The organism is Flavobacterium sp. S87F.05.LMB.W.Kidney.N, from assembly GCF_004366435.1.
Taxonomy (GTDB): domain Bacteria; phylum Bacteroidota; class Bacteroidia; order Flavobacteriales; family Flavobacteriaceae; genus Flavobacterium.
In genome coordinates, this window is the sequence record NZ_SODX01000002.1 from 604,716 (window position 1) to 625,818 (window position 21,103).

The 21,103-nt window shown below is 33.3% G+C and carries 18 protein-coding genes; 9 read left to right on the top strand and 9 right to left on the bottom strand.

Annotated elements, in window-relative coordinates:
- Positions 1–281: 281 nt before the first annotated feature.
- Positions 282–5,033 carry a T9SS-translocated chitinase ChiA gene (gene chiA, locus EDB96_RS08470; protein WP_134140141.1) on the top strand — a complete coding sequence of 1,584 codons (4,752 nt, stop codon included), beginning with the start codon at positions 282–284 and terminating at the stop codon, positions 5,031–5,033.
- Positions 5,034–5,210: 177 nt separating this feature from the next.
- Here chiA and EDB96_RS08475 read toward each other — a convergent pair whose 3' ends face one another.
- From EDB96_RS08475 to EDB96_RS08485, 4 genes are read right to left on the bottom strand one after another with little or no spacing between them, the layout of a single operon-like run.
- Positions 5,211–5,408 (bottom strand): hypothetical protein, encoded by a 198-nt coding sequence (locus EDB96_RS08475; protein WP_057116466.1) that lies wholly within the window; start codon positions 5,406–5,408, stop codon positions 5,211–5,213.
- Between the two features lie 36 nt (positions 5,409–5,444).
- On the bottom strand, positions 5,445–5,618 hold the full coding sequence (locus tag EDB96_RS21035) for a hypothetical protein (RefSeq protein ID WP_157848506.1): 174 nt from the start codon (positions 5,616–5,618) through the stop codon (positions 5,445–5,447).
- A 21-nt stretch (positions 5,619–5,639) separates the two neighbouring features.
- A complete protein-coding gene (locus EDB96_RS08480) occupies positions 5,640–7,028 on the bottom strand; it encodes a radical SAM protein (protein ID WP_134140142.1) in 1,389 nt (462 codons plus the stop codon).
- 31 nt (positions 7,029–7,059) lie between these two features.
- Positions 7,060–7,800 (bottom strand): prolipoprotein diacylglyceryl transferase family protein, encoded by a 741-nt coding sequence (locus tag EDB96_RS08485; RefSeq protein WP_134140144.1) that lies wholly within the window; start codon positions 7,798–7,800, stop codon positions 7,060–7,062.
- 218 nt (positions 7,801–8,018) lie between these two features.
- Between EDB96_RS08485 and EDB96_RS08490 the strand changes: the two genes are divergently transcribed.
- A complete protein-coding gene (locus EDB96_RS08490) occupies positions 8,019–8,792 on the top strand; it encodes a TlpA family protein disulfide reductase (RefSeq protein WP_134140146.1) in 774 nt (257 codons plus the stop codon).
- Between the two features lie 128 nt (positions 8,793–8,920).
- Positions 8,921–10,540 (top strand): ABC-F family ATP-binding cassette domain-containing protein, encoded by a 1,620-nt coding sequence (locus tag EDB96_RS08495; protein ID WP_057116462.1) that lies wholly within the window; start codon positions 8,921–8,923, stop codon positions 10,538–10,540.
- Between the two features lie 229 nt (positions 10,541–10,769).
- Here the strand turns inward: EDB96_RS08495 and EDB96_RS21040 are convergent, their stop codons facing one another.
- From EDB96_RS21040 to EDB96_RS08505, 3 genes are all read right to left on the bottom strand, one after another.
- On the bottom strand, positions 10,770–10,943 hold the full coding sequence (locus EDB96_RS21040; RefSeq protein WP_166669280.1) for a hypothetical protein: 174 nt from the start codon (positions 10,941–10,943) through the stop codon (positions 10,770–10,772).
- Between the two features lie 196 nt (positions 10,944–11,139).
- Complete coding sequence (locus tag EDB96_RS08500) at positions 11,140–11,940, bottom strand: hypothetical protein (protein ID WP_134140147.1); 801 nt, start codon at positions 11,938–11,940, stop codon at positions 11,140–11,142.
- Complete coding sequence (locus EDB96_RS08505) at positions 11,930–12,982, bottom strand: DGQHR domain-containing protein (RefSeq protein ID WP_208326188.1); 1,053 nt, start codon at positions 12,980–12,982, stop codon at positions 11,930–11,932. Before EDB96_RS08505 ends, EDB96_RS08500 begins: the two co-directional genes overlap by 11 nt.
- Positions 12,983–13,373: 391 nt before the next feature.
- Here EDB96_RS08505 and pyrR point away from each other — a divergent pair, with 391 nt between their 5' ends.
- The 6 genes from pyrR (at position 13,374) to EDB96_RS08535 (ending at position 18,076) form a co-directional block, all read left to right on the top strand.
- Entirely contained in the window at positions 13,374–13,913 is a 540-nt protein-coding gene (gene pyrR, locus EDB96_RS08510) for a bifunctional pyr operon transcriptional regulator/uracil phosphoribosyltransferase PyrR (RefSeq protein ID WP_057116460.1), read from the top strand.
- 104 nt (positions 13,914–14,017) lie between these two features.
- Positions 14,018–14,944, top strand: a complete 927-nt coding sequence (locus tag EDB96_RS08515; protein WP_029273654.1) for an aspartate carbamoyltransferase catalytic subunit — start codon at positions 14,018–14,020, stop codon at positions 14,942–14,944.
- A gap of 258 nt (positions 14,945–15,202) precedes the next feature.
- Positions 15,203–15,535 (top strand): hypothetical protein, encoded by a 333-nt coding sequence (locus EDB96_RS08520; protein WP_057116459.1) that lies wholly within the window; start codon positions 15,203–15,205, stop codon positions 15,533–15,535.
- A 105-nt stretch (positions 15,536–15,640) separates the two neighbouring features.
- Positions 15,641–16,546, top strand: a complete 906-nt coding sequence (locus tag EDB96_RS08525; protein WP_057116458.1) for a ribonuclease Z — start codon at positions 15,641–15,643, stop codon at positions 16,544–16,546.
- A 209-nt stretch (positions 16,547–16,755) separates the two neighbouring features.
- A complete protein-coding gene (pdxH, locus tag EDB96_RS08530) occupies positions 16,756–17,400 on the top strand; it encodes a pyridoxamine 5'-phosphate oxidase (RefSeq protein WP_134140149.1) in 645 nt (214 codons plus the stop codon).
- 172 nt (positions 17,401–17,572) lie between these two features.
- Positions 17,573–18,076 carry a CAP domain-containing protein gene (locus tag EDB96_RS08535; RefSeq protein ID WP_166669281.1) on the top strand — a complete coding sequence of 168 codons (504 nt, stop codon included), beginning with the start codon at positions 17,573–17,575 and terminating at the stop codon, positions 18,074–18,076.
- Between the two features lie 121 nt (positions 18,077–18,197).
- On the opposite strand, the gene EDB96_RS08540 is transcribed toward EDB96_RS08535, so the two are convergent.
- Both EDB96_RS08540 and EDB96_RS08545 read right to left on the bottom strand, forming a co-directional pair.
- Entirely contained in the window at positions 18,198–20,141 is a 1,944-nt protein-coding gene (locus tag EDB96_RS08540; protein ID WP_134140151.1) for an OmpA family protein, read from the bottom strand.
- Positions 20,142–20,152: 11 nt separating this feature from the next.
- Positions 20,153–21,064 (bottom strand): type IX secretion system membrane protein PorP/SprF, encoded by a 912-nt coding sequence (locus tag EDB96_RS08545; RefSeq protein ID WP_057116455.1) that lies wholly within the window; start codon positions 21,062–21,064, stop codon positions 20,153–20,155.
- Between the last annotated feature and the right edge of the window lie 39 nt (positions 21,065–21,103).

A 21,103-nucleotide genomic window follows, 5' to 3' on the forward strand; every position in this document is an offset into this window, starting at 1 on the left:
AAAAAAACATGACAAAAAGAAGAGTATAGATTGATGAGTCGTCCCAAATTTATCATTTGTATTTAATATTAATTTTTTAAAAATTATAAATAAATATCAATCACTACTATTTGCTATTGATTATAAAAAAATCGGTAATAGTAATATTTATCTATAGAATGTAATTTGAGTTTATTTCCCAGTCGACAGCAGCCTTCCAACCTGCAGTTGAGCGAAACCCAGATGCTTTTGAGATCTGCGGCCCAATTATTTATTTTCTATTAATCAAATATTTATTAACTATGAAACATTATTACAGATTGCTCTTTTTGTTACTGTTTCCCATGCTCGCGTTGGCACAACCAGCTCACGGAAAAAAAGTAGTGGGATATTATGCACAATGGTCTATCTATGCTAGGGATTTTAATATTCCCAAAATTGATGGAAGTAAATTGACGCATTTGAATTATTCTTTTTATGGCACAAGTTATGATCCTGCCCATCCTGAGAATACAAAATTACAATGCTTGGATACCTATGCTGATTTTGAGCATATGGAAGGTGGAATTCCGTGGGATGCTCCTGTTAAAGGTAATTTTTATGACCTAATGAAACTCAAACAAAAGTATCCTCATTTAAAAGTTTTAATTTCTGTAGGAGGTTGGACGAAAGGTCAGGATCTTTCTCCAATTGCAGCAAGCCCGGTGGCAAGAGCTGCTTTGGCTGCAGATATGGCAAACTTTATTGTTACCTATCCTTTTATTGATGGTTTTGACATTGATTGGGAATATCCTCTTTCTGGAGGAACTGATGGTACAGAAGTGATTAACGGAGCTCCAATTCCTCCGCAAAAATACAGTCCTGATGACAACAAAAACTTGGTATACTTATTAAAAGCTATGCGTCAGGCAATGCCAAATAAATTAATTACAATTGCTGCTGGAAACAACGTTAGAAAAGTAGCACAGCAATATTTAGGACCAACAAACAGATCACAATACGGAATGACAGAAGATATTTCGACATATTGCGATTATATAACTTATTTTGGATATGATTTTGGTGGGAACTGGTATGACAAAACATGCTACAACGCACCTTTATATTCAAGTGGAAACACAAACGATCCGCTTTATGGCGCAACACAGTCAGAATCATTAGATGAACTAACAAATCAATATTTAAACGTAGTTGGTTTTCCTGCAAATAAATTAATCATGGGGCTTCCTTTCTACGGAAAGAAATTTGACCATGTGGCAAATAACGGAACCAATCCAAATTTACCTGGATTATTCGTTTCTGCACCAAGAGATATTGTTGCTGGATGTACCAATCCGCAAAATCCAACAGGTACATGGGATGGTCCTGCAGCGTGTGAAAAATCAGGAAGTATTGAAATCTGCGATTTAGTTGGAAATCCAGTTACAAATTCTCATCCTTATTTAGATCCAAATACCATGTTAGTTACTCCAGCTGCGGCTTCAGCAGGATGGGTACGTTACTTTGATAATACAACCAAAGTTCCTTATTTGTACAATTCGACTCTAAAACAGTTTATCTCTTATGAAGATAAGCAGTCAATGGATTTAAAAGTACAATATATAAAATCAAGAAATTTAGCTGGAGGTATGGTTTGGGAATTATCTCAGGATACCAGAGGTTCAGTTCCAAATTCTTTACTAACACAGGTTGATACTTCTTTCGGAAGCATTGTTGCTGGAACAGTAAGTATCTCAGGTTCTGTAAAAAACGGATCAGCTTTAATTCCAGATGTTACGGTTGAATTGCGTAATGCAAGTAATACTGTTATTCAAACTGTGGTTTCTACAGGAGGAAATTTTACATTCAACAATCTAACTTCGGGACAAAACTATACATTAACAGCTTTAAAAACGACTTATAGTTTTACTCTTGTAACTTTAACAAACGTTACAGTTAATCAAACCGCAGTAGTTATTAATGGAACTCAGCCAACATATACAGTTAGTGGAACAGTTTTAAATGGAACAACTCCAGTTTCTGGCGTAACTGTTTCTGCAGTTTCAGGAAGTACAACATTAACAGCAGTTTCAAACGCAAGCGGTGTTTACAGCATCACAGGTTTAACAGCAGGACTTAACTTTACAGTTACAGCTGCAAAAACTGGATTCTCTTATGCTCCGGCTTCAACAGTTTATAATGCTATCGACGCAAACAAAACGTTGAATTTTACACAAGGTGCAGCAGTTGTTAATTATACCGTAAGCGGAACTGTTTTAAACAATACAACTCCCGTTTCAGGAGTAACTGTTACAGCTTCTTTTACAGGAGGAAGTTATGCTGCTGTTACAAATGCAAGCGGTACTTATTCACTTAGCTTACCGTCAGGCGGAAATTATACAGTAACCGCAGCCTTAACAGGTCAAACGTATACGCCGGCTTCGACAGTTTATTCTAATTTGAATGCCAACAAAACATTAAACTTCTCTCAAGATGTAGTGGTAGTTGGAACGAACAAAATTAGCGGAACGGTTAAAAATGGAACAACTCCAGTTGCTGGTGCCAAAGTAGAATTGGTTTTACCTTGGACAGACAGCACACACAACTGGAAAAGCGTTATTGCTGTAACCGATGCGCAAGGAAAATACAGTTTTGATAATTCAGTTGTAGCAGGTTATACAACAGTTACAAGTTTAAAATTAAATACTTGGGAAAACGGAGAAGTAAATTATTTTCCAAATAATCTAGCAAACTTCCCTGTTCCTGCCAATCCAACGGTTTATAATTTCAATACCAGTTCAACAGCTAAAGCAGCGTTAGCAATGGCTGCAAATTTAATTAGCGGAACTGTGAAAAATGGTTCAACCCCAGTAGCAAATGCTAAAGTTGAATTGGTTTTACCATGGACAGATAATACTCATAACTGGAAAAGTGTTTTGGCAACAACAGATGCATCAGGAAATTATACTTTTGATAATTCAGTTGTAGCCGGTTATACACAGGTTTTAAGTTTGAAATTAAATTCATGGCAAAATGGAGAAGTAGCTTATTTTCCAAATAATCTGGCAAACTTTGCTGTTCCGACAACGCCGACAGTTTATAATTTCAATACACAAGCGGTAGTTACGACTAAGCCTGTGGTTGCTATTACAGCACCAACAGCTTCGGCGATTGCTATAAATTTAGGATCATCGATTAATTTTGTTGCAAGTGTTGGATTAAGTGCTGCAGATGCCACTACAATTTCTTCTGTTGCATTTAGTTTAGACGGACAAAATTTGAGCGCTACTAATTCTTCTGGAACTTATACAGCGGTTTGGACACCAGCTGCAAATCAGTTTTCGCTTTCTCATACATTAACGGTTACGGCTACAGCATCAAATGGAACAACAGATTCAAAAACATATAGTTTTACATTGACTTGTTCAGGTGCAAACTGTCCAAATGCAGTGCCTGTCATTACTTGGAATTCACCATCGAACACAACTGTAAACCAAAGTTCTTTCCAAGTTGTGCCAATTTCTGTTACAGCTGTTGATAGTGACGGATCAGTTTCGGGTGTTACAATTACAATAAACGGAGGTACATTTAACATGACAGCAGGTACAAATAATACTTATACGTATAATTTTACACCATCTGCATATCAGGATTATCCAGTTGTAATCAAAGCGACGGATAATAAAGCTGCGGTAACTACATTCAACAATACTATTAAAATTGCTCCAGTGAGCACGAATAGATTCATTCCGCTTCCATCTAAAGTTATTTTAGGATATGCACATTCTTGGGAAAATACTGCTGCTCCATTTTTATATTTTTCTCAAATGGTGGGAAGTAAGTTTAACGTAGTGGATTATTCTTTCGTAGAAACAGTGAATCGTGATGGTTATACACCAGTATTAACTACAAATGATACTAGATATTTGACTAATGGTGTTTTCAATAAACAATTATTAAAAAACGACATAAAATCCTTAAGAGACAGCGGAGTTCCTGTTATTGTTTCTATTGGAGGTCAAAATGGACATGTTGTTTTAGACAATGTAACTCAAAAAAATATTTTTGTTAATGGTCTAAAAGCAATTATTGATGAGTATCAATTTGATGGAGTTGATATTGATTTTGAAGGCGGATCGATGAATTTTAGTGCAGGAAATTTAAGAGATATTTCGTATGCGGGTATTTCTGCTTATCCAAGATTGAAAAACGTAGTAGATGCTTTTAAAGAATTAAAAGCATATTATGGCCCTGGATTTTTATTAACCGCAGCTCCAGAAACACAATATGTACAAGGAGGATATACTACTTATACGGATACTTTCGGATCATTTCTTCCAATCATTCAAAACTTGCGTAATGAACTGGATTTGTTAGCTGTACAGTTATATAATACGGGAGGAGAAAACGGATTAGATGGTCAATATTATGGAACGGCTAAGAAAGCAAACATGGTAACAGCCTTAACTGATATGATAATAAAAGGGTACAACATTGCTTCGACGGGAATGCATTTTGATGGTTTACCAGCCTCAAAAGTTCTTATTGCATTACCAGCTTGTCCGAGCGCAGCAGGCAGCGGTTACTTAACTCCTACAGAAGGAATTAATGCTATGGATTATTTAAGAAACGGAACTACTTTTTCAGGAAGAACATACACTCTGCAGCCAGGCGGGCCATATCCTTCTTTAAGAGGTTTAATGACTTGGTCTGTAAACTGGGATGCATCTTCTTGCGGTAATTCATCTGAATTATCTAAAGCGTACGCGGCTTATTTTGCGTCACAAGCTACAGCAAAAACATTAGCGGTGGACGATATTTCGGCTGAAAGTAATGCGACAGTAGCTTATTTTAAAAACAATACCTTATCAGTAGCGAATGAAACAGGAGATATTACTCAAGTTGACGTATTTAATACAATAGGGCAAACTGTTACAAGTCATAGAAATATTCAAAACAACAAAGAGGTACTACTTAATAGCCCGAGTTTTGCTAGTAAACAAATTTTTGTTGTAATAGTAACAGATAAATCAGGTCACAAAAAGTCATTGAAAGTAATGAACTTTCTAAACTAATATAAATGATTGAAAATTTAGAAATAAGAAAATTGGGACGGTTAAAATTGAGTTTGGTTATTTATTTTTTAACCTAATTTTTATTTCTTAAATGCTGTGAATTGAGGTAATTTGTTATTTGGTTTTTGCCTCAACTAGCGCATTATGAACCTGGCAATTTTTATTGCCAGGTTTTTTTTAGTGCATTCCTCCCAATGAAAAATTTGCAGCACATGTACCAAAGCCAATTACAAAACCAATCACAGAATACAAGATTATTTTTAATGATGTATTTTTGTCATCTGATATAAATATCAAACGGAATAATCCGATAAAAAAAGCAAGTACACTTGCTAAGGCAGCTAGACATCCTGCTGAAGCTAAAAAATCTCCCATATTTAGATCTTTTTCTAGGTGAGTTAAATTATAAAGTTACAGACCGCTTATTATTAATGCACATGTTCCAAATCCAATTACGGTAATGACAATAGGAATTAACATTAAGGTTAAATAAAATTTTTTGTCTTCTTTTCTAAAAATTAAACCAATTAGACCAATCAAGAACATTGCTGTAAAAATAACGCCAATAAGTATTAATGCTTCCATATTTCAGACTAATTTAAATAACTAGACAGTTAATTCTTGTCGGATTTTTTCAATTTTATTATCCCTGTAAAATAAATTCATGGTTTCGAATGGAATAATTTTCATTTTATCGCTTACAATGTGAACACATGATTTTTTTACAGCTCTTACATCAAAATCATGGGCATCCATAAAATTCATAATTAAAATTCGAAATAAGTTATTATAATTCAAGGTATCTGACTGAACTCTTGGCAGACAGCACATCAATTCATTAAATTCTCCTTCTGCACAATCCACAGAAATACCAGTACTAAATAAGTTAAGCATATGTGTTTTTAGTTTTTCATCATGCTCAAAAACAATTGTATTTTTTGAGTTGTTTAACAAATCTTCTGGGTTTATTAAATGAGTCATTGGAAAAACTTCGCCATCTATTTTAAGAGCATATGCCATACACAAAGCGTCTGGATTACAAGGAACAGGAATGAGGTCCTGAGGTGTAAAAAGTGGATATTGCTCGTAAATTTTTCTTCGTACTTCTGTCAAGGTTATTCTTCCCGAAATATCATCATAGTTGTCATTTCTGCCTGCAACCTGTGTAGGTTGAAAAGTGACACCACGAACACATTTCTGTTGTAATGCATACTCAATTATTTTTCCAATCTCATCGTCATTTTCTCCTTTTTGCAGTGTGATTACTAGTGTGGTTGAGATATTAAACTGATTTAAATTTTCTATTGCTTTTTTGCGTACTTCTGTTAGGTCTTCGCCTCGTAATTTTTCTAATACTTCTGGTTTAAAACTGTCAAACTGCAAATAAATTTCAAAGTCAGGCATATACGTAGCCAATGTTTCTACAAATTTGATGTCTTTTGCAATTCGAATACCATTTGTATTAAGCATTAAATGCTTGATTGGTTTGCTTTTGGCTATATCTAAAATTTTAAAAAATTCTGGATGTACTGTTGGTTCTCCTCCAGAAATCTGAACAACATCGGGTTCTCCTTCATTAGCCACAACAGCATCAAACATTTTTTCTATTTCTTCTAAAGTCCGGTGTCTTCCATAGTTTGGAGCTGAGTTTGCATAGCAAGTAGGACATGCTAAATTACATCGGTCTGTAACTTCTACAATCGTCAGACAAGAATGCTGTTCATGATCTGTACATAATCCGCAGTCGTAAGGACATCCGTAATGCACTTTTGTATTGAATTTTAGGGGCATTTCAGACTGCTTGTTGTAATTACGTAATTGTTTATAATAATTTACATCATCCGCAATCATCGACTTTGATTCACCATGTGTTTTACAATGTTTGAGCATCCAAACTTTATCGTCCTGAAATACAATTTTTGTATCTACAAGTGCCAGACATTGATGACATAGACTCTTGGTGTAATCGTAAAATATATAGTCGCGAGTTTTCATTAAAATATTTTTATGTTATAAAGTACGTTTTTTATTTATAGCTAAAGGAAAATTCCCTGTAAAGAAATTTCCAATAGTAAACAAAAATTAAGATAGAGCTCCATTGTATACTGCTCAAATTAAGCAGCAAAGGCTCGTATGGTTTTAAAAATTCAATTAAAAAACGAAATAGAAAATATAAAATCATAAAGATTTTAAAACGGTCACCATTCAGCAGCGCTTTATTTTTTATACTTTGAAAAAAGATGAAAAGCAGAATCATGAAAAACATTTCATATAATGCAATAGGATGTCTTTTTAAACCGTCACCTAAATTAATTCCTGTAAAAAAGTTAGTTTCTATGCCGTAAGTAGGTTCTGCCATTCCCATCGAAAAACATCCAATACGTCCAATAAACAAAGCAGTTATTATTGGAATTACGTATAAATCTCCCGACGAAGATTTTTCTCTAATCGCTTTTTTTATAAGCTCGACACCAAATAATCCTCCTAGAAACCCGCCTGCAACCGTTTTATTTTGATATAAGGTTAAAAAAGTTTGATGGGTTATTTGAGATGGATTTTCTAATAAAGCAATAAATCGCGATCCGATCAACGCTCCAACCATTGCTCCGATCATAATAACTAAACGATTGGTGTCTGATATTGAATCTTGAGTTCTCTTTTTTAAAAAATAATACATTCTTATTCCAACAAAAAAAGCTAACGTTTCAAATATAAAATGCCAGTAAAAAGTTTTTTCAAAAATTTCAAATTGAAAAGGAAACGTCATTTTTAGTCAGAATTTTTTGCGAATATAAGGAAATCGCATTAACATTTAAATAAACTTTCAAAAAAGAATGACAATCTGTTTAATTTTATTTTTTACACAGTGAAATTGTCAAAATTAGCCAAGCTGTCATTTGTAGTTGTAAAAAAGTAAAAGTTTTGTTCTAAAAACTCCATAGATTTTTAAGTACTTTTGAATCTCATTATATCTGATTAAAACTCATGCATAAATTCATTTACATAAATACTTTTCTTTTAATTCTTAATTTCTGTTCGGCCCAAAACAAATTCGGAAATCCTGAAGTTGATCCCATTCAAATTCAGAAAAGTTATACTGAATGGTCGGTTTATCAGAATAAAAAAATAATGCTTTCGCGAGATTTTACAGCTCTTGATTCTTCTTCTAAAGAAATTTCGAAAGAGGCTTTTTTGGATCAATTAGCAAATGGAAATTTTATTCCAATTCGGTTAAAATCAGATAACTCTACATACTATTATAAGTTGTTCAAAATTCTGCCAAAGACAGATACAAGCATAAAAGCGACAATCAATCAGATTGGTTTTGACTCTTACAAAAATTATAAAATGGAAGGAACTGTTTTTCCGAAATTCTCCTTTAAGGATTTAAATGGAAATTTAGTGACCAACGAATCCATGAAAGGAAAAATTATCGTGATAAAATGCTGGTACATTCATTGTACACCTTGTATAAAAGAATTTCCGCAAGTCAATAAATTGGTTGAAGAATACAAAGATCGAAAAGATATTGTTTTTATGAGTTTAGCCGAAGATTCACCAGAACAATTAAAAACATTTTTGGCTAGAAAACCATTGTCATATTCGGTAATTCCAGATATGAAAGAATATATGAATGAATCTTTGCAGTTGAATTCATTTCCAACACATTTTATTCTTAATAAAGAAGGTTTAATTTCTAAAGTCCTTCCGAATTTTGAAAGTCTGGAAGTTGCGCTGGCTAAGGAAAGTAAATTGTAAAAGCTTAGAAGTTAGAAGTTTTTAGGGTAATCATTTCATATTTTACAATTTACATTTCACATTCCGACATCTTTGCAACTCTGAACCTTTTTCCGTACTTTTGCACCAAATTAATTAAAAAGACATTCATGTTAACAGTCAATAATTTATCAGTTCAATTTGGCAAACGAATTTTGTTTGACGAAGTAAATACCACTTTCACTCACGGAAATATTTACGGCGTTATTGGAGCCAATGGTGCTGGAAAATCAACTTTCTTAAAAGTTATTTCGGGTGATATCGATCCGACTTCTGGGCACATTCATTTAGAGCCGGGAAAACGTATGTCGGTTTTAAACCAAAATCACAACATGTTCGACGAACATACTGTTTTGGAAACCGTTTTAATGGGGAATAAAGTTTTGTATGCTGTTAAAAAAGAAATGGATGAACTTTATTTAGATTATAACGATGCCAATGCAGACAGAATAGGGGAGCTTCAGGTTCAGTTTGAAGAAATGAACGGATGGAACGCAGATTCTGATGCAGCTGCGATGTTGTCTAACTTAGGTATCACAGAAGCAGATCATTATACTTTAATGGGCGATATGGAAGGAAAAATGAAAGTTCGTGTGCTTTTGGCGCAGGCGCTTTTCGGAAATCCCGATTTGCTTATAATGGATGAGCCTACCAACGATCTGGATTTCGAGACAATCGCTTGGTTAGAAAACTTCTTGGCAAACTACGAAAACACTGTAATCGTTGTATCGCACGACCGTCACTTTTTAGATGCGGTTTGTACACATATTTCTGATATTGATTTCGGAAAAATTAATCACTACTCAGGAAACTATACATTCTGGTACGAGTCTAGCCAATTAGCGGCAAAACAACGTGCACAGCAGAACAAAAAAGCAGAAGAGAAGAAACAAGAATTGGAAGAATTTATTCGTCGTTTTAGTGCAAACGTTGCGAAATCTAAACAAGCAACTTCTCGTAAAAAAATGATTTCTAAATTGAACATTTCTGAAATCAAACCATCAAGCCGTCGTTACCCTGCCATTATTTTTGATCAGGACCGTGAGGCTGGAGATCAGATTTTAAATGTAGAACATTTATCTGCATCTGTGGATGGGGAAGTTTTATTTAAAGATGTTCATTTGAATATGGCAAAAGGCGATAAAATCGTTCTTTTCTCTAAAGATTCACGTGCTACAACAGCTTTCTACGAAATCTTAAACGGTGAACAAAAAGCAGATTCTGGAACTTTTGACTGGGGAATTACAACTAACCAAGCTTATTTACCAGCTGAAAACCACAAGTTCTTCGAAAACGATTTGACTTTAGTAGATTGGTTACGCCAATATGCGAAAACAGAGGAAGAGCGTGATGAGGTATTTATTCGTGGTTTCTTAGGAAAAATGATTTTCTCTGGAGAAGAAGCTTTAAAAACGTCTAGAGTTTTATCTGGAGGAGAAAAAGTGCGTTGTATGCTTTCTAGAATGATGATGGAGCGTGCTAACGTTTTAATGCTGGACGAGCCAACAAATCACTTAGATTTGGAATCTATTACAGCTTTTAACAACTCGTTGAAAAACTTTAAAGGTTCTGTAATTTTCACCACTCATGACCACGAGTTTGCACAGACTGTTGGTAACAGAATCGTAGAGTTGACACCAAACGGAGTTATCGATCGTTACATGACATTTGATGAATATCTTGATGATGAAAAAATTCAGGAACAAAGAAAGAAGATGTACAATCTTTAATTTTTTAAATTCCAATATTAATCCCGAAGCTTCGGGACCAAATTCCAATTTTGGGAGCTTTGATAAAAGATAAATTATAAAGTTGATTAGCGCATTTTTGTCATTTCGACCGAAGGGAGAAATCTTCACGAGAAGCTCCGCAAAGATTGACTTTATTCTACACTCATAAAAAAATCCCAAACTCCAATTTAAATTTGGAATTTGGGATTTTTTAATTTTTTATTTGTGTCTATTTACGTCCGAACATTTTTGCGAAAATCCAGATTATAATCGCAACAATAAAAATTACGATAAATATTCCGAATCCCATTCCGGCTTTAAAAATGTCTCCTACTAGTTCGCAGCTTGTAAATGAAAATAGTATAACGAATACCATTAACAATCTTAGTATTTTATTTTGCATGATGTTGAGTTTTTAAGTTCAATAATAAAATTACTTCAACAATCAGGAAAATGTTTTATACAATTTTTGGAAAAAGTTTTAGGATTGGGATATGATGTAATAAGTACAATTGCTGTTCGAAGTCTTATGATTTCTAACCTACTAATTATAATCTGTTTATTAAATTACTGTGAAGTCGGAACTTCACAAAGGTTTACTAAGAATTTTCTATTATAAGATAATCACTGTAATTTTTCAAGTATTCAATTTGTTCGGAAGTGAAATTTATTTCAATACCATTATTTGCGAAGTTTTTTTTTGTTAGTAATGTTCTTTTGATCGGTATTGCTAATGGTGCAAATTCATTTTGAAAAGTTTTTACAAATGTATTATCATTGATTATTTCTGATACTAAATTTATAAAATTTCCAGATTGAATTTGATTGTCTATATATTCTAAAAAACTTGGATGTTTAGGCTCGTTAAAATATCTTTCCTGATAGTTAACTTGTTCTCTTTTCTTCATTAACCATTCATAAGCATTTAGACCGTCTATGTTTTGAGATAATAAAATATCAGATCTATTAAATAAATCTTTATAATAATTAATCGCGGATTTATGATCTCCAGAATAATTAGATCTGTTATTCCCTCGAATGCCTTTTGTTACTGGTGTTGCGCCATCTTTTGCTTCTAAATAATAAATTGCTTTATGTCTTATTAGTCCATAATCTCTAATTGCTAAATCTGCTTTAATCATATAAAAAACAGAATAATATCCTTTTATTATAGCCCAAGAATAATTTCTATTTTGAAAACTATTAAGACTATCTAATAGCGTCAAATATCCTTTGTAATAAAAATCACTAGCATCTTCTTGTAATGAATTTCTAAAAGCATAGGCATCTGCTCTATTTAGAGTTAATGTTTCAAAGTTAGATAAGCGAAAAGAATTAAAATCTGCACAACCAAGAAGATTTTCACATAATGTCTGTGCTCTATATCTATCAAAACTCATATTCATCTTGATTAGGAAGAGATTTAAGGTAATTTTCTTGTAAAAAATCAACTATTGCTTTTCTTTGAGATTTTCCTTCAAGGTTTCTTAAGTCGGTTCTTTGTATTAGTTCTCCTTTTGGTAAATCAAGTAGGGATTTAAAATCCTCTACTTTAAAAGATTTTTTCTCTGCACACTTAATTAAAAGATTTTTTATTAAATGTTCAATTGCTCCGAAAAAGCCTGCGTTTGTTAAAAAAGGATTTTTGCTTTTGTTTGTCCATATATCTTCTTTATCATAATAGAATTTCAATGCAGTAAAATAATTCAATATTACAACTTTTTGATTTTGAAGATTTGTAAGTTTATGGCTGGCAAAAACACCATCAGATTCAAGATGCTTTTTAAGAGAACTCACAACGGTCGATAAATCTACAAAACCAACTCCTTTAGGTTGGCCAGGATATTTAATTGCTCCATAATATGGTGATTCGGTATTTTCATTCAATTCTTCAGCAATATCTGTTGAACGATTTATAGAGTGGTTTGTATCATTTTCTATTTCTCCAAACAGATCATAGATTAAACTCATTGGAACAGGTCTTTGTTCAGAATTTATGTTTATAAAAATTCTTGCAGCCTCTTTTGTTGTTAGGTTTAAGCTTAATGTAACAAGTATTTCTTTTTCGCCAATTGTATCATCTTCTTTTAAAGCTTCTGCTAAACCCACAAGTCGATGTTGGCCATCAATTGCTTGGGCAGCAGAGGGAACTATTGGGATTGAAATTTCATCGTTTTTAAAATCAGGTTTTAGCTTTGTATCTGTCCAATTTAATATAAATGTGCTGTAAAAAACATTACCTTCTAAAACATATTTTTTAATAGAATTTATTCTTTGTTTGTTTAATACTCTTTGAACAGAGCCTTCTTCTTCGTCCTTACCTCTAACTGCAACATAATAAATATGCAGTACATCTTTTATTTTCATAGTTTGAGTGAAGACAGTTAATTCTCCAAATTTTGTCTTCAAGGATTTTGTTTTAATTCTTTTAATTGGTGCCATATTTTTTATGAATTTTATAGAATTATAATTTACTGTGAAATAATGTAGTAGATAAAAAACTATTTCGCTATTATAAGTAAGTAGAGTTAATTTGAAGCTAAAATATAATTTTATACTTAAAATTATCTATTAAAATGAATTTTTCTTTTTTAATATCTTTTTGAGTTTTATGATTAAGTAAATGGCTATTGTTATATTTACTAAACAATTTAGTTTTATAAATCGGCAATATCAGCAAAAAAATCAATTTTTTAATACAATTGTTTATTAGTAAATAAATAAGTGATAAATGATTTTTTATCTAAATCCAAAAAAAAATATTTCCAACCCCAACACCCCAACAAATAAAATCAGATTCCGTATATTTGCAAACCAAACATTACAATTACTTATGAGCCAAAAAGTATTACTTAATTCAAAAGAAGTTACTATCATACTCCATCGTTTGGCTTGTCAGTTAATCGAAAAACATCTTGATTTCTCCGATACTATTTTAGTGGGAATTCAGCCAAGAGGTGTTTTTTTAGCTGAACGTTTAAAACAAATATTAGAAGACGAATACAAGGTTCCTGAAATTTCTTTGGGATATCTAGACATCACTTTTTTTAGAGATGATTTCCGTCGTACTGATAAACCACTTGAAGCCAATAAAACGCAAATCAATTTTATAGTCGAAGACAAAAAAGTCATTTTTATTGATGATGTATTGTTTACGGGGCGAAGCATTCGTTCTGCATTAACCGCGATTCAATCTTTTGGAAGACCATCAGAAATTGAATTATTAGTTTTAATAGACAGACGCTTCAGCCGTAATTTACCAATTCAACCCGATTACAGAGGCCGTCAAGTAGATGCTATTAATGGCGAAAAAGTAAAAGTGAGCTGGAAAGAAAATGATGGTGAAGATGTTGTTCACTTAGTAACGAATTAGTTTAATCGGTTAACCGGTTAATTGTTTAATCGGCAGATAGACCGATTAAACGATTTGAAAAAAACGATTAAACAATTCAAAGAATAAACAAATAAATAATAAAAATGAAAGAATTAAGCGTAAATCATTTATTAGGAATCAAATATATCAACGAAAATGATATTAACCTGATTTTTGAAACGGCAGATCATTTTAAAGAAGTCATTAACCGACCAATTAAAAAAGTTCCTTCATTACGAGATATTACCATTGCCAATATTTTCTTTGAAAATAGTACCAGAACCAAACTTTCCTTTGAATTAGCGCAGAAACGTCTTTCTGCGGATGTTATTAGTTTTTCTGCAGCGCAGTCATCGGTTAAAAAAGGAGAAACTCTGATTGATACTGTAAATAATATCCTTTCGATGAAAGTTGATATGGTTGTAATGCGCCACTCCAATCCCGGAGCGGCTTATTTTTTATCTAAAAATGTCAAAGCCAGTATTGTAAACGCTGGAGACGGTGCGCACGAACATCCAACGCAGGCTTTATTAGACAGTTATTCTATTAGAGAAAAGCTGGGTGATGTTGCCGGAAAAAAAGTAGTTATCGTTGGAGATATCCTGCATTCAAGAGTTGCCTTATCAAACATTTACGCTTTGCAAATGCAGGGTGCAGAAGTAAAAGTATGCGGACCAAAAACGCTGATTCCGAGATATATTGAATCGCTTGGTGTTACGGTTGAGCCGAATTTAAGAAAAGCATTAGAATGGTGCGATGTTGCCAACATGCTTCGTGTACAAAATGAACGTATGGATGTAAATTTCTTTCCATCAACACGCGAATACGCGCAACAGTATGGAGTTGATAAACCGCTTTTGGATTCTCTTGGAAAAGAAATTGTAATCATGCACCCAGGACCAATCAATAGAGGAGTGGAGATTACTTCTGAAGTAGCAGATTCTGATCATTCTGTTATCTTAAATCAGGTGGAGAATGGTGTTGCGATTAGAATGGCGGTTATTTATTTACTGGCTTCTAAGATTCAGTAGCTTCTAGTCGCAGTTTTCAGTCTCAGTAACAGTTTTTTGATCGCGTTTTTCAGTTTTGAAAGAATGTCACACTGAGCGATCCCGAGGCTTTGGGAGAGTGCTTTTTTAATACTAAAAGTGGCTTCTGCCGAAGCCTCGGGATCGCTCAGCCTGACAAACTTGAAATCTGAAACCTAAAACTTGAAACAAAAAAATAAAAAAACTTCGTACCTTAGCTCTTAGAAAATCAATTTTTATATAAGCCCCACAAATTAAAAAATGAAAGTAGATCAAAAAGGACATACCGTTACTATTAAAGATACACAAGGAGATGTAAATTCTTTCCTTGAAAAAGTTACGCAGCAGTTTAAAACCTTTGAAAAACAAAATATTATAATCGATTTATCATCAGATTCTAAGCTGTCAGAAAATGATTTAAAAGCTTTTTTACCGCTTTCTAAAGCTCACAAAAAAGCAAAAAAATCTTTCGTAATTGTTGCTTCTGATCTTGATTTTAATGCTATTTCAGATAAATTGGTTGTGGTTCCTTCTCTTTTAGAAGCGCACGATATTATCGAAATGGAAGAAATCGAAAGAGACTTAGGATTTTAGATTTCAGATTTTAGATTTTAGATTTTAGATTGTTACTAAATCTAAAATGCTTTTATCAATTCTAAAATATTTCATCAATCTAAAATCTAAAATCAACAATCTAAAATGAAGTTGACTATACTTGGCTGTTATGCCGCAACTCCCAGAACGCTTACCAACCCAACTTCGCAGGTTTTAGAAATTAAAAGCCGATTATTTTTAATTGATTGTGGAGAGGGAACTCAGGTTCAGCTTCGAAAAAATAAGATTAAATTCTCAAAGATTAATCACATTTTTATTTCGCATCTTCATGGAGATCATCTTTATGGATTGATCGGTACGATTTCGACTTTTTCCCTTTTAGGAAGAACAACCGATCTGCATATTTATGGTCCAAAAGGAATTAAAGAGCTTATTCTGCTTCAATTAAAATTGACAGAATCGTGGACAACTTACAGCCTGTTTTTCCATGAATTGGAATCAAAAGAAAGTGAAGTAATTTTTGAAGATAATAAAGTCATCGTTAAAACAATTCCACTGAAACACCGCGTTTATACCAACGGATTTTTATTTCAAGAAAAACCAGCTGAGCGCAAGCTGAATGTTGAAGCTGTTCAGCATTACGATGTTCATATTGCTTATTATCAAAAGATAAAAAACGGCGGCAATGTTACTCTGGATGACGGAACTGTAATTGAAAATGAAAAACTGAGTTTTGATCCCGAACCGCCAAAAAGCTATGCCTTTTGTTCAGACACAGTTTATAACGAAGATGTGATTCCGATTATCAAGGATACAGATGTCTTATATCATGAATCTACATTTTTAGAATCTGAAGCGCGTTTAGCATTAAAAACATTGCATTCCACGGCAAAAGAAGCGGCTAGAATTGCTTTAAAAGCCAATGTGAAATATTTGGTTTTAGGTCATTATTCAACACGATATGACGAAATTGAACGTTTTAAAGAAGAAGCTAAAACCGTTTTTCCTAATGTACTTTTGGGTGATGATGGGGTGAGTTTTGAATTTTGATCTAAGATTCTAAGGGGCTGAGGTACTAAGATACTAAGTTTAGGAACGCGAAAAATGGATGTCACCCTGAGCGATCCCGAAGCTCCGGGAAAAGGGCTTTTGTAGCACGAGAGGCTTCTCCCGGAGCTTCGGGATCGCTCAGCCTGACAACTTGAAACCTGAAACAAAAAAATCTAAAATCTGTAATCTAATATCTAAAATATAAAATCATGAATGATTTAAGTAATTATAGAAGATCCTACGAAAAAAGCGAATTACTGGAAACTAACATTCCTGAAGATCCTATTAATTTATTTAATAGATGGTTTCATGAAGCAGAAGATTTCGGAGGAAGTGGAGAAGTAAATGCCATGACAGTTTCGACAATTGGTTTGGACGGATTTCCAAAATCGCGTGTTGTTTTGTTAAAGAAATTCTCTGAAGAAGGATTTATATTTTATACCAATTATAATTCTGAAAAAGGAAAAGCGATAGAAGCGAACCCAAATGTTTGTTTGTCTTTTTTCTGGCAGGAAATGGAACGTCAGGTAATCATAAAAGGAATTGCACAAAAAACTTCTGAGATTATTTCTGATAATTATTTTGATTCCCGCCCAGAAGGAAGTAAACTTGGTGCAATTGTTTCTAATCAAAGTGAAGTGATTCCGTCAAGAACTTTCTTGGAAGAAAACTTGAAAAAACTAGAATCAGAATTTGAAGGAAAATCAATTCCCCGACCAGATAATTGGGGTGGTTATTTAGTTACTCCACTGCAAGTTGAATTCTGGCAGGGAAGAGCTAATAGGCTTCATGACAGAATACGCTATACAAGTCAATCTGATTTTACGTGGAAGATTGATCGACTTTCTTCTTAATTTGTAAGTTTTTTATAGGTAAAAGAAAAAAACACATGTAGTTCATCGATTAATTTTGTAGTTTAACGGTAAATTGAATATGTTTGGTACAGAAATCAGACGATAATTATTCAAAAATAAATTTAAAGGATTTGCCCCAACATTTACTTTAAACCGCTAAATGCTGTTGATTATGAAAAAGATTATGCGCATCATGTTGTTCATTGCGATTCTTATCGCAATGAACTCATGTTCTGCTGAGACTGCCGAAGGAAGCGTGGATAATACTCCTGTCGAAACGCTTGTTGCCAATTATACTTACAACGATACAGAAATACAAACCATGAAGCTAATAAACGAATACCGTGTGAGTATTGGTTTAAATGCTTTGGAACGCATTAATCATATATCTTATAAATGTGAAGAGCATAATAAATATATGATTGAAAATAATGTTGTAAACCATAATGATTTTACTGAAAGATCTAAAAATCTCACAGATGTTTTGGGAGCTAAAAAAGTTGGTGAGAACGTTGCCTACAACTATAAAACTCCCGAAGCAGCTTTGAGAGCCTGGTTGGACAGCCCTGGTCACAAAGAAAATATCGAAGGTGATTATTCGCACTTCGGATTATCTGTAACGACAGACGCTGCTACAGGAAAAAAATATTACACTAACATTTTTGTTAAGATTTAAATCGAATATTGAACAGGTTGGTTTTTTAGAGGTCGTTGTAATTCTTTGAATTGCAACGACTTTTTACATTAAAAAAGGCTGTCTTTTACAGACAGCCTTTTTAAAATGAAATGATCAATTTTTATAAAGCAGTAATAATAAATTCACTTCTTCTATTGGCTTGATGTTCTTCTTCGGTACATTTTACACCGTCAGCACATTGATTGACAAGCTGTGTTTCGCCGTATCCTTTGCCGGTTAATCGGTTTGGGGCTACGCCATTTTTAATCAGCCATTTTATAGTTGATTTTGCTCTTCTTTCAGATAAAACTTCATTGTATTGATGTGTTGCTCTGCTATCTGTATGCGAACGAATATCGAGTTTCATTGTTGGGTTATCGTTTAAAACAACCAATATTTTTTCTAAATCTAAAGCAGCTTCTGTTCTTATATTGTATTTATTCAAATCGAAATAAATCATTTTAATTCCAAAACATTTTCCGAGGTCATCTCCAACAGTAACTTTGCAGGTTGATTTTTCTAATGCAATTGGTAAAGTTGTTTTACCGCTTGTTTTGGCAATAGTAACATTAACTTCTTTTGTGGTGTATTCAGGCTTTTCTGCTCTTACATTATAGGTTTTGCCGCATTCTACAGGAAAAGAATATTTTCCTGAACCGTCAGAAACAGTAGAGTTTTTAACTGCCATTTGATTGTCGTATAAAGTAATTATTGCTCCAGGCAGAATTGCTACTGTTTCGGCATCTGTTATTATGCCTTCCAGTTCTTGAATGCATTTTAGTTTTTTGGTTTCTAAGAATTTATAAATATCATCAGAACCTTGTCCACCGTCTTTATTAGAGCTAAAATATCCTCTTCTGGAAACTGGATCAATGATATAGGCAAAATCATCATTTGGGGAATTCACATCTCCTCCGACATTTTGAATATTAGTGATTGTACCATTTTCTTCGATATTAGCAACAAAAATATCTAATCCTCCTAAACCTGGATGTCCGTCTGATGAAAAGTAGATTTCATTTTCATTTGTAACAAAAGGATAAGTCTCTTTTCCTTCTGTATTTATTGTATTTCCCAGATTCTCAGGAGTTCCGTATCCGCCATTAGAATTAATGCTCACTTTATACAAGTCTGATTGTCCTACTGAACCGGGCATATCTGATGAAAAATATAATGTTTTCTCATCTGGACTTAAAGCTGGATGTCCAGCGCTGTAGTTATCGCTGTTAAAAGGAAGTTCGGCAATATTGGTCCATTTGTTATTACTGTCCAATTCAGCTTTATAGATTTTGATTAGCGTAATCTTGTTATCGTCTTTTCCTTTTTTTCCATTGATGTAGTTATTTCTAGTAAAATAAACTGTTTTTCCGTCTTTGGTAAAAACTGGAGAAGCTTCATGGAATTTTGTATTTATAGCAGATTTAAACTTATTTACTTTTGCAGCTTTTCCTGTTTCAGGATTAAGATCTGCATTGTAAATATTCGTAAAATATTCTCCTGTCCATTTGTGTTTTCGTTGCGAAAAATTTCCTGTATCTCTTGCCGAGGCAAAATAGATTTTATTATTGTAAACAAAAGATCCGTAATCTGAATATTTGCTGTTTATTCCAGCATCTTCAATTTTATATCTTCCAGAATTTGCTTTAATTTCATCGAGATAATTGACATCATTCTTATAAAGTTTGGCTCTGGTATCGTTTTTTGATTGAGTATTAAATTCATCAAAAATTTTATTTGCCTTAGCAATATCTCCAGTAGACTTTAAAGATTGGGCGTATCGATAATAATACTCTGGTTCAACAACACTATTCATGGCAAATAACTCACCATACCATTTTGCGGCACCTTCAAAATCAGAATTAAAATAATAAGAGTTGCCTAATTTTTTAAACATGTCTTCAGATTTATAACCCTTATTGGCTACTTTTTCATAAGTTTTTATGGCATCAACGTAGGCGTAATTATCGTATTTTTTGTCTCCAGAATTTATTTTTGACTGCTGTGCATAACTGCTAAATGAAAAAGCACTTATGATTGTGAAGAAATATAGTGTATAGTTTTTCATAATACTTTTTTTTAGAAGAAACGAGGAGTTGTCATTTTACCATTGTTTTTAAAGAATTCAAAGCGCAGGAAAATTTCATGTGAGCCAGAATTGTAATTTCTTAATCGGGTCGTTTCATTATCATAGGCATAACCAAGATATAGTCCGTCTGTGAGTTGAAATCCTGCCATTGCACTTACAGCAGCATCCCATCTGTAAGCAACACCCAAGGTGAGTTTTTCAAAGAATAAAAAGTTAGCAGACACATCAACTTGAAGTGGTGCGCCTTCGACCATTTTAGTTAAAACTGCAGGTTTGAATTTTACTTCTTGAGAAAAATCAAAAATATAACCTCCCATTAAATAGTAATTTATTTTGTCTTTGTAAATGGCAACATCATTGTCGTCGTAACGATTGGTTTGTATAAAATTTGGAACAGATAATCCGATGTAAGCGTTATCAGAATGCCAATAAATACCTGCACCAATATTGGGTGAGAAATCATTGTTCAGATTCTGGAATTGCGGATCTCCTTGAGTTTCTGGATTTAGTTTTGTTACGTCAAGATTAAAAATATCGGCTGTACCTTTTATACCAAAAGAGAGTTTCCAAGTTTCTGAGGTTGGAACTGTATAAGACAGATCTACAGAAAATTGATTCTCATTTGTTGGACCAATTTTGTCGTTTACCAAAGACACTCCAAGTCCGACATTACTATTATTAATTGGGGTATTTACTGAAATTGTATTGGTTTTTGGAGCTCCATCAAGTCCCACCCATTGATCACGATGCAGCGCAAAAATGCTTAATGCACCACGAGAACCGGCATAAGCAGGATTGATATTTATGGTATTGTACATATATTGAGTAAACTGCGCATCTTGTTGTGCATGCCCCATATAGGTAACTAACAGAATGACGAAGAAAAATAATTTTGTTCTCATAGTAGATATATTATTTTAATGTTACTAATGATTTAAAAA

Bases quoted from the DNA above. Each gene is read 5' to 3' on its own strand.
- chiA (WP_134140141.1), top strand. From the start codon at position 282: ATGAAACATTATTACAGATTGCTCTTTTTGTTACTGTTTCCCATGCTC.
- EDB96_RS08515 (WP_029273654.1), top strand. From the start codon at position 14,018: ATGAAAGAATTAAGCGTAAATCATTTATTAGGAATCAAATATATCAAC.
- EDB96_RS21040 (WP_166669280.1), bottom strand. From the start codon at position 10,943: ATGCAAAATAAAATACTAAGATTGTTAATGGTATTCGTTATACTATTT.
- EDB96_RS08475 (WP_057116466.1), bottom strand. From the start codon at position 5,408: ATGGGAGATTTTTTAGCTTCAGCAGGATGTCTAGCTGCCTTAGCAAGT.
- pdxH (WP_134140149.1), top strand. From the start codon at position 16,756: ATGAATGATTTAAGTAATTATAGAAGATCCTACGAAAAAAGCGAATTA.
- EDB96_RS08480 (WP_134140142.1), bottom strand. From the start codon at position 7,028: ATGAAAACTCGCGACTATATATTTTACGATTACACCAAGAGTCTATGT.
- EDB96_RS08535 (WP_166669281.1), top strand. From the start codon at position 17,573: ATGAAAAAGATTATGCGCATCATGTTGTTCATTGCGATTCTTATCGCA.
- EDB96_RS08490 (WP_134140146.1), top strand. From the start codon at position 8,019: ATGCATAAATTCATTTACATAAATACTTTTCTTTTAATTCTTAATTTC.
- EDB96_RS08505 (WP_208326188.1), bottom strand. From the start codon at position 12,982: ATGGCACCAATTAAAAGAATTAAAACAAAATCCTTGAAGACAAAATTT.
- pyrR (WP_057116460.1), top strand. From the start codon at position 13,374: ATGAGCCAAAAAGTATTACTTAATTCAAAAGAAGTTACTATCATACTC.
- EDB96_RS08485 (WP_134140144.1), bottom strand. From the start codon at position 7,800: ATGACGTTTCCTTTTCAATTTGAAATTTTTGAAAAAACTTTTTACTGG.
- EDB96_RS08520 (WP_057116459.1), top strand. From the start codon at position 15,203: ATGAAAGTAGATCAAAAAGGACATACCGTTACTATTAAAGATACACAA.
- EDB96_RS08500 (WP_134140147.1), bottom strand. From the start codon at position 11,940: ATGAGTTTTGATAGATATAGAGCACAGACATTATGTGAAAATCTTCTT.
- EDB96_RS08540 (WP_134140151.1), bottom strand. From the start codon at position 20,141: ATGAAAAACTATACACTATATTTCTTCACAATCATAAGTGCTTTTTCA.
- EDB96_RS08495 (WP_057116462.1), top strand. From the start codon at position 8,921: ATGTTAACAGTCAATAATTTATCAGTTCAATTTGGCAAACGAATTTTG.
- EDB96_RS08545 (WP_057116455.1), bottom strand. From the start codon at position 21,064: ATGAGAACAAAATTATTTTTCTTCGTCATTCTGTTAGTTACCTATATG.
- EDB96_RS08525 (WP_057116458.1), top strand. From the start codon at position 15,641: ATGAAGTTGACTATACTTGGCTGTTATGCCGCAACTCCCAGAACGCTT.
- EDB96_RS21035 (WP_157848506.1), bottom strand. From the start codon at position 5,618: ATGGAAGCATTAATACTTATTGGCGTTATTTTTACAGCAATGTTCTTG.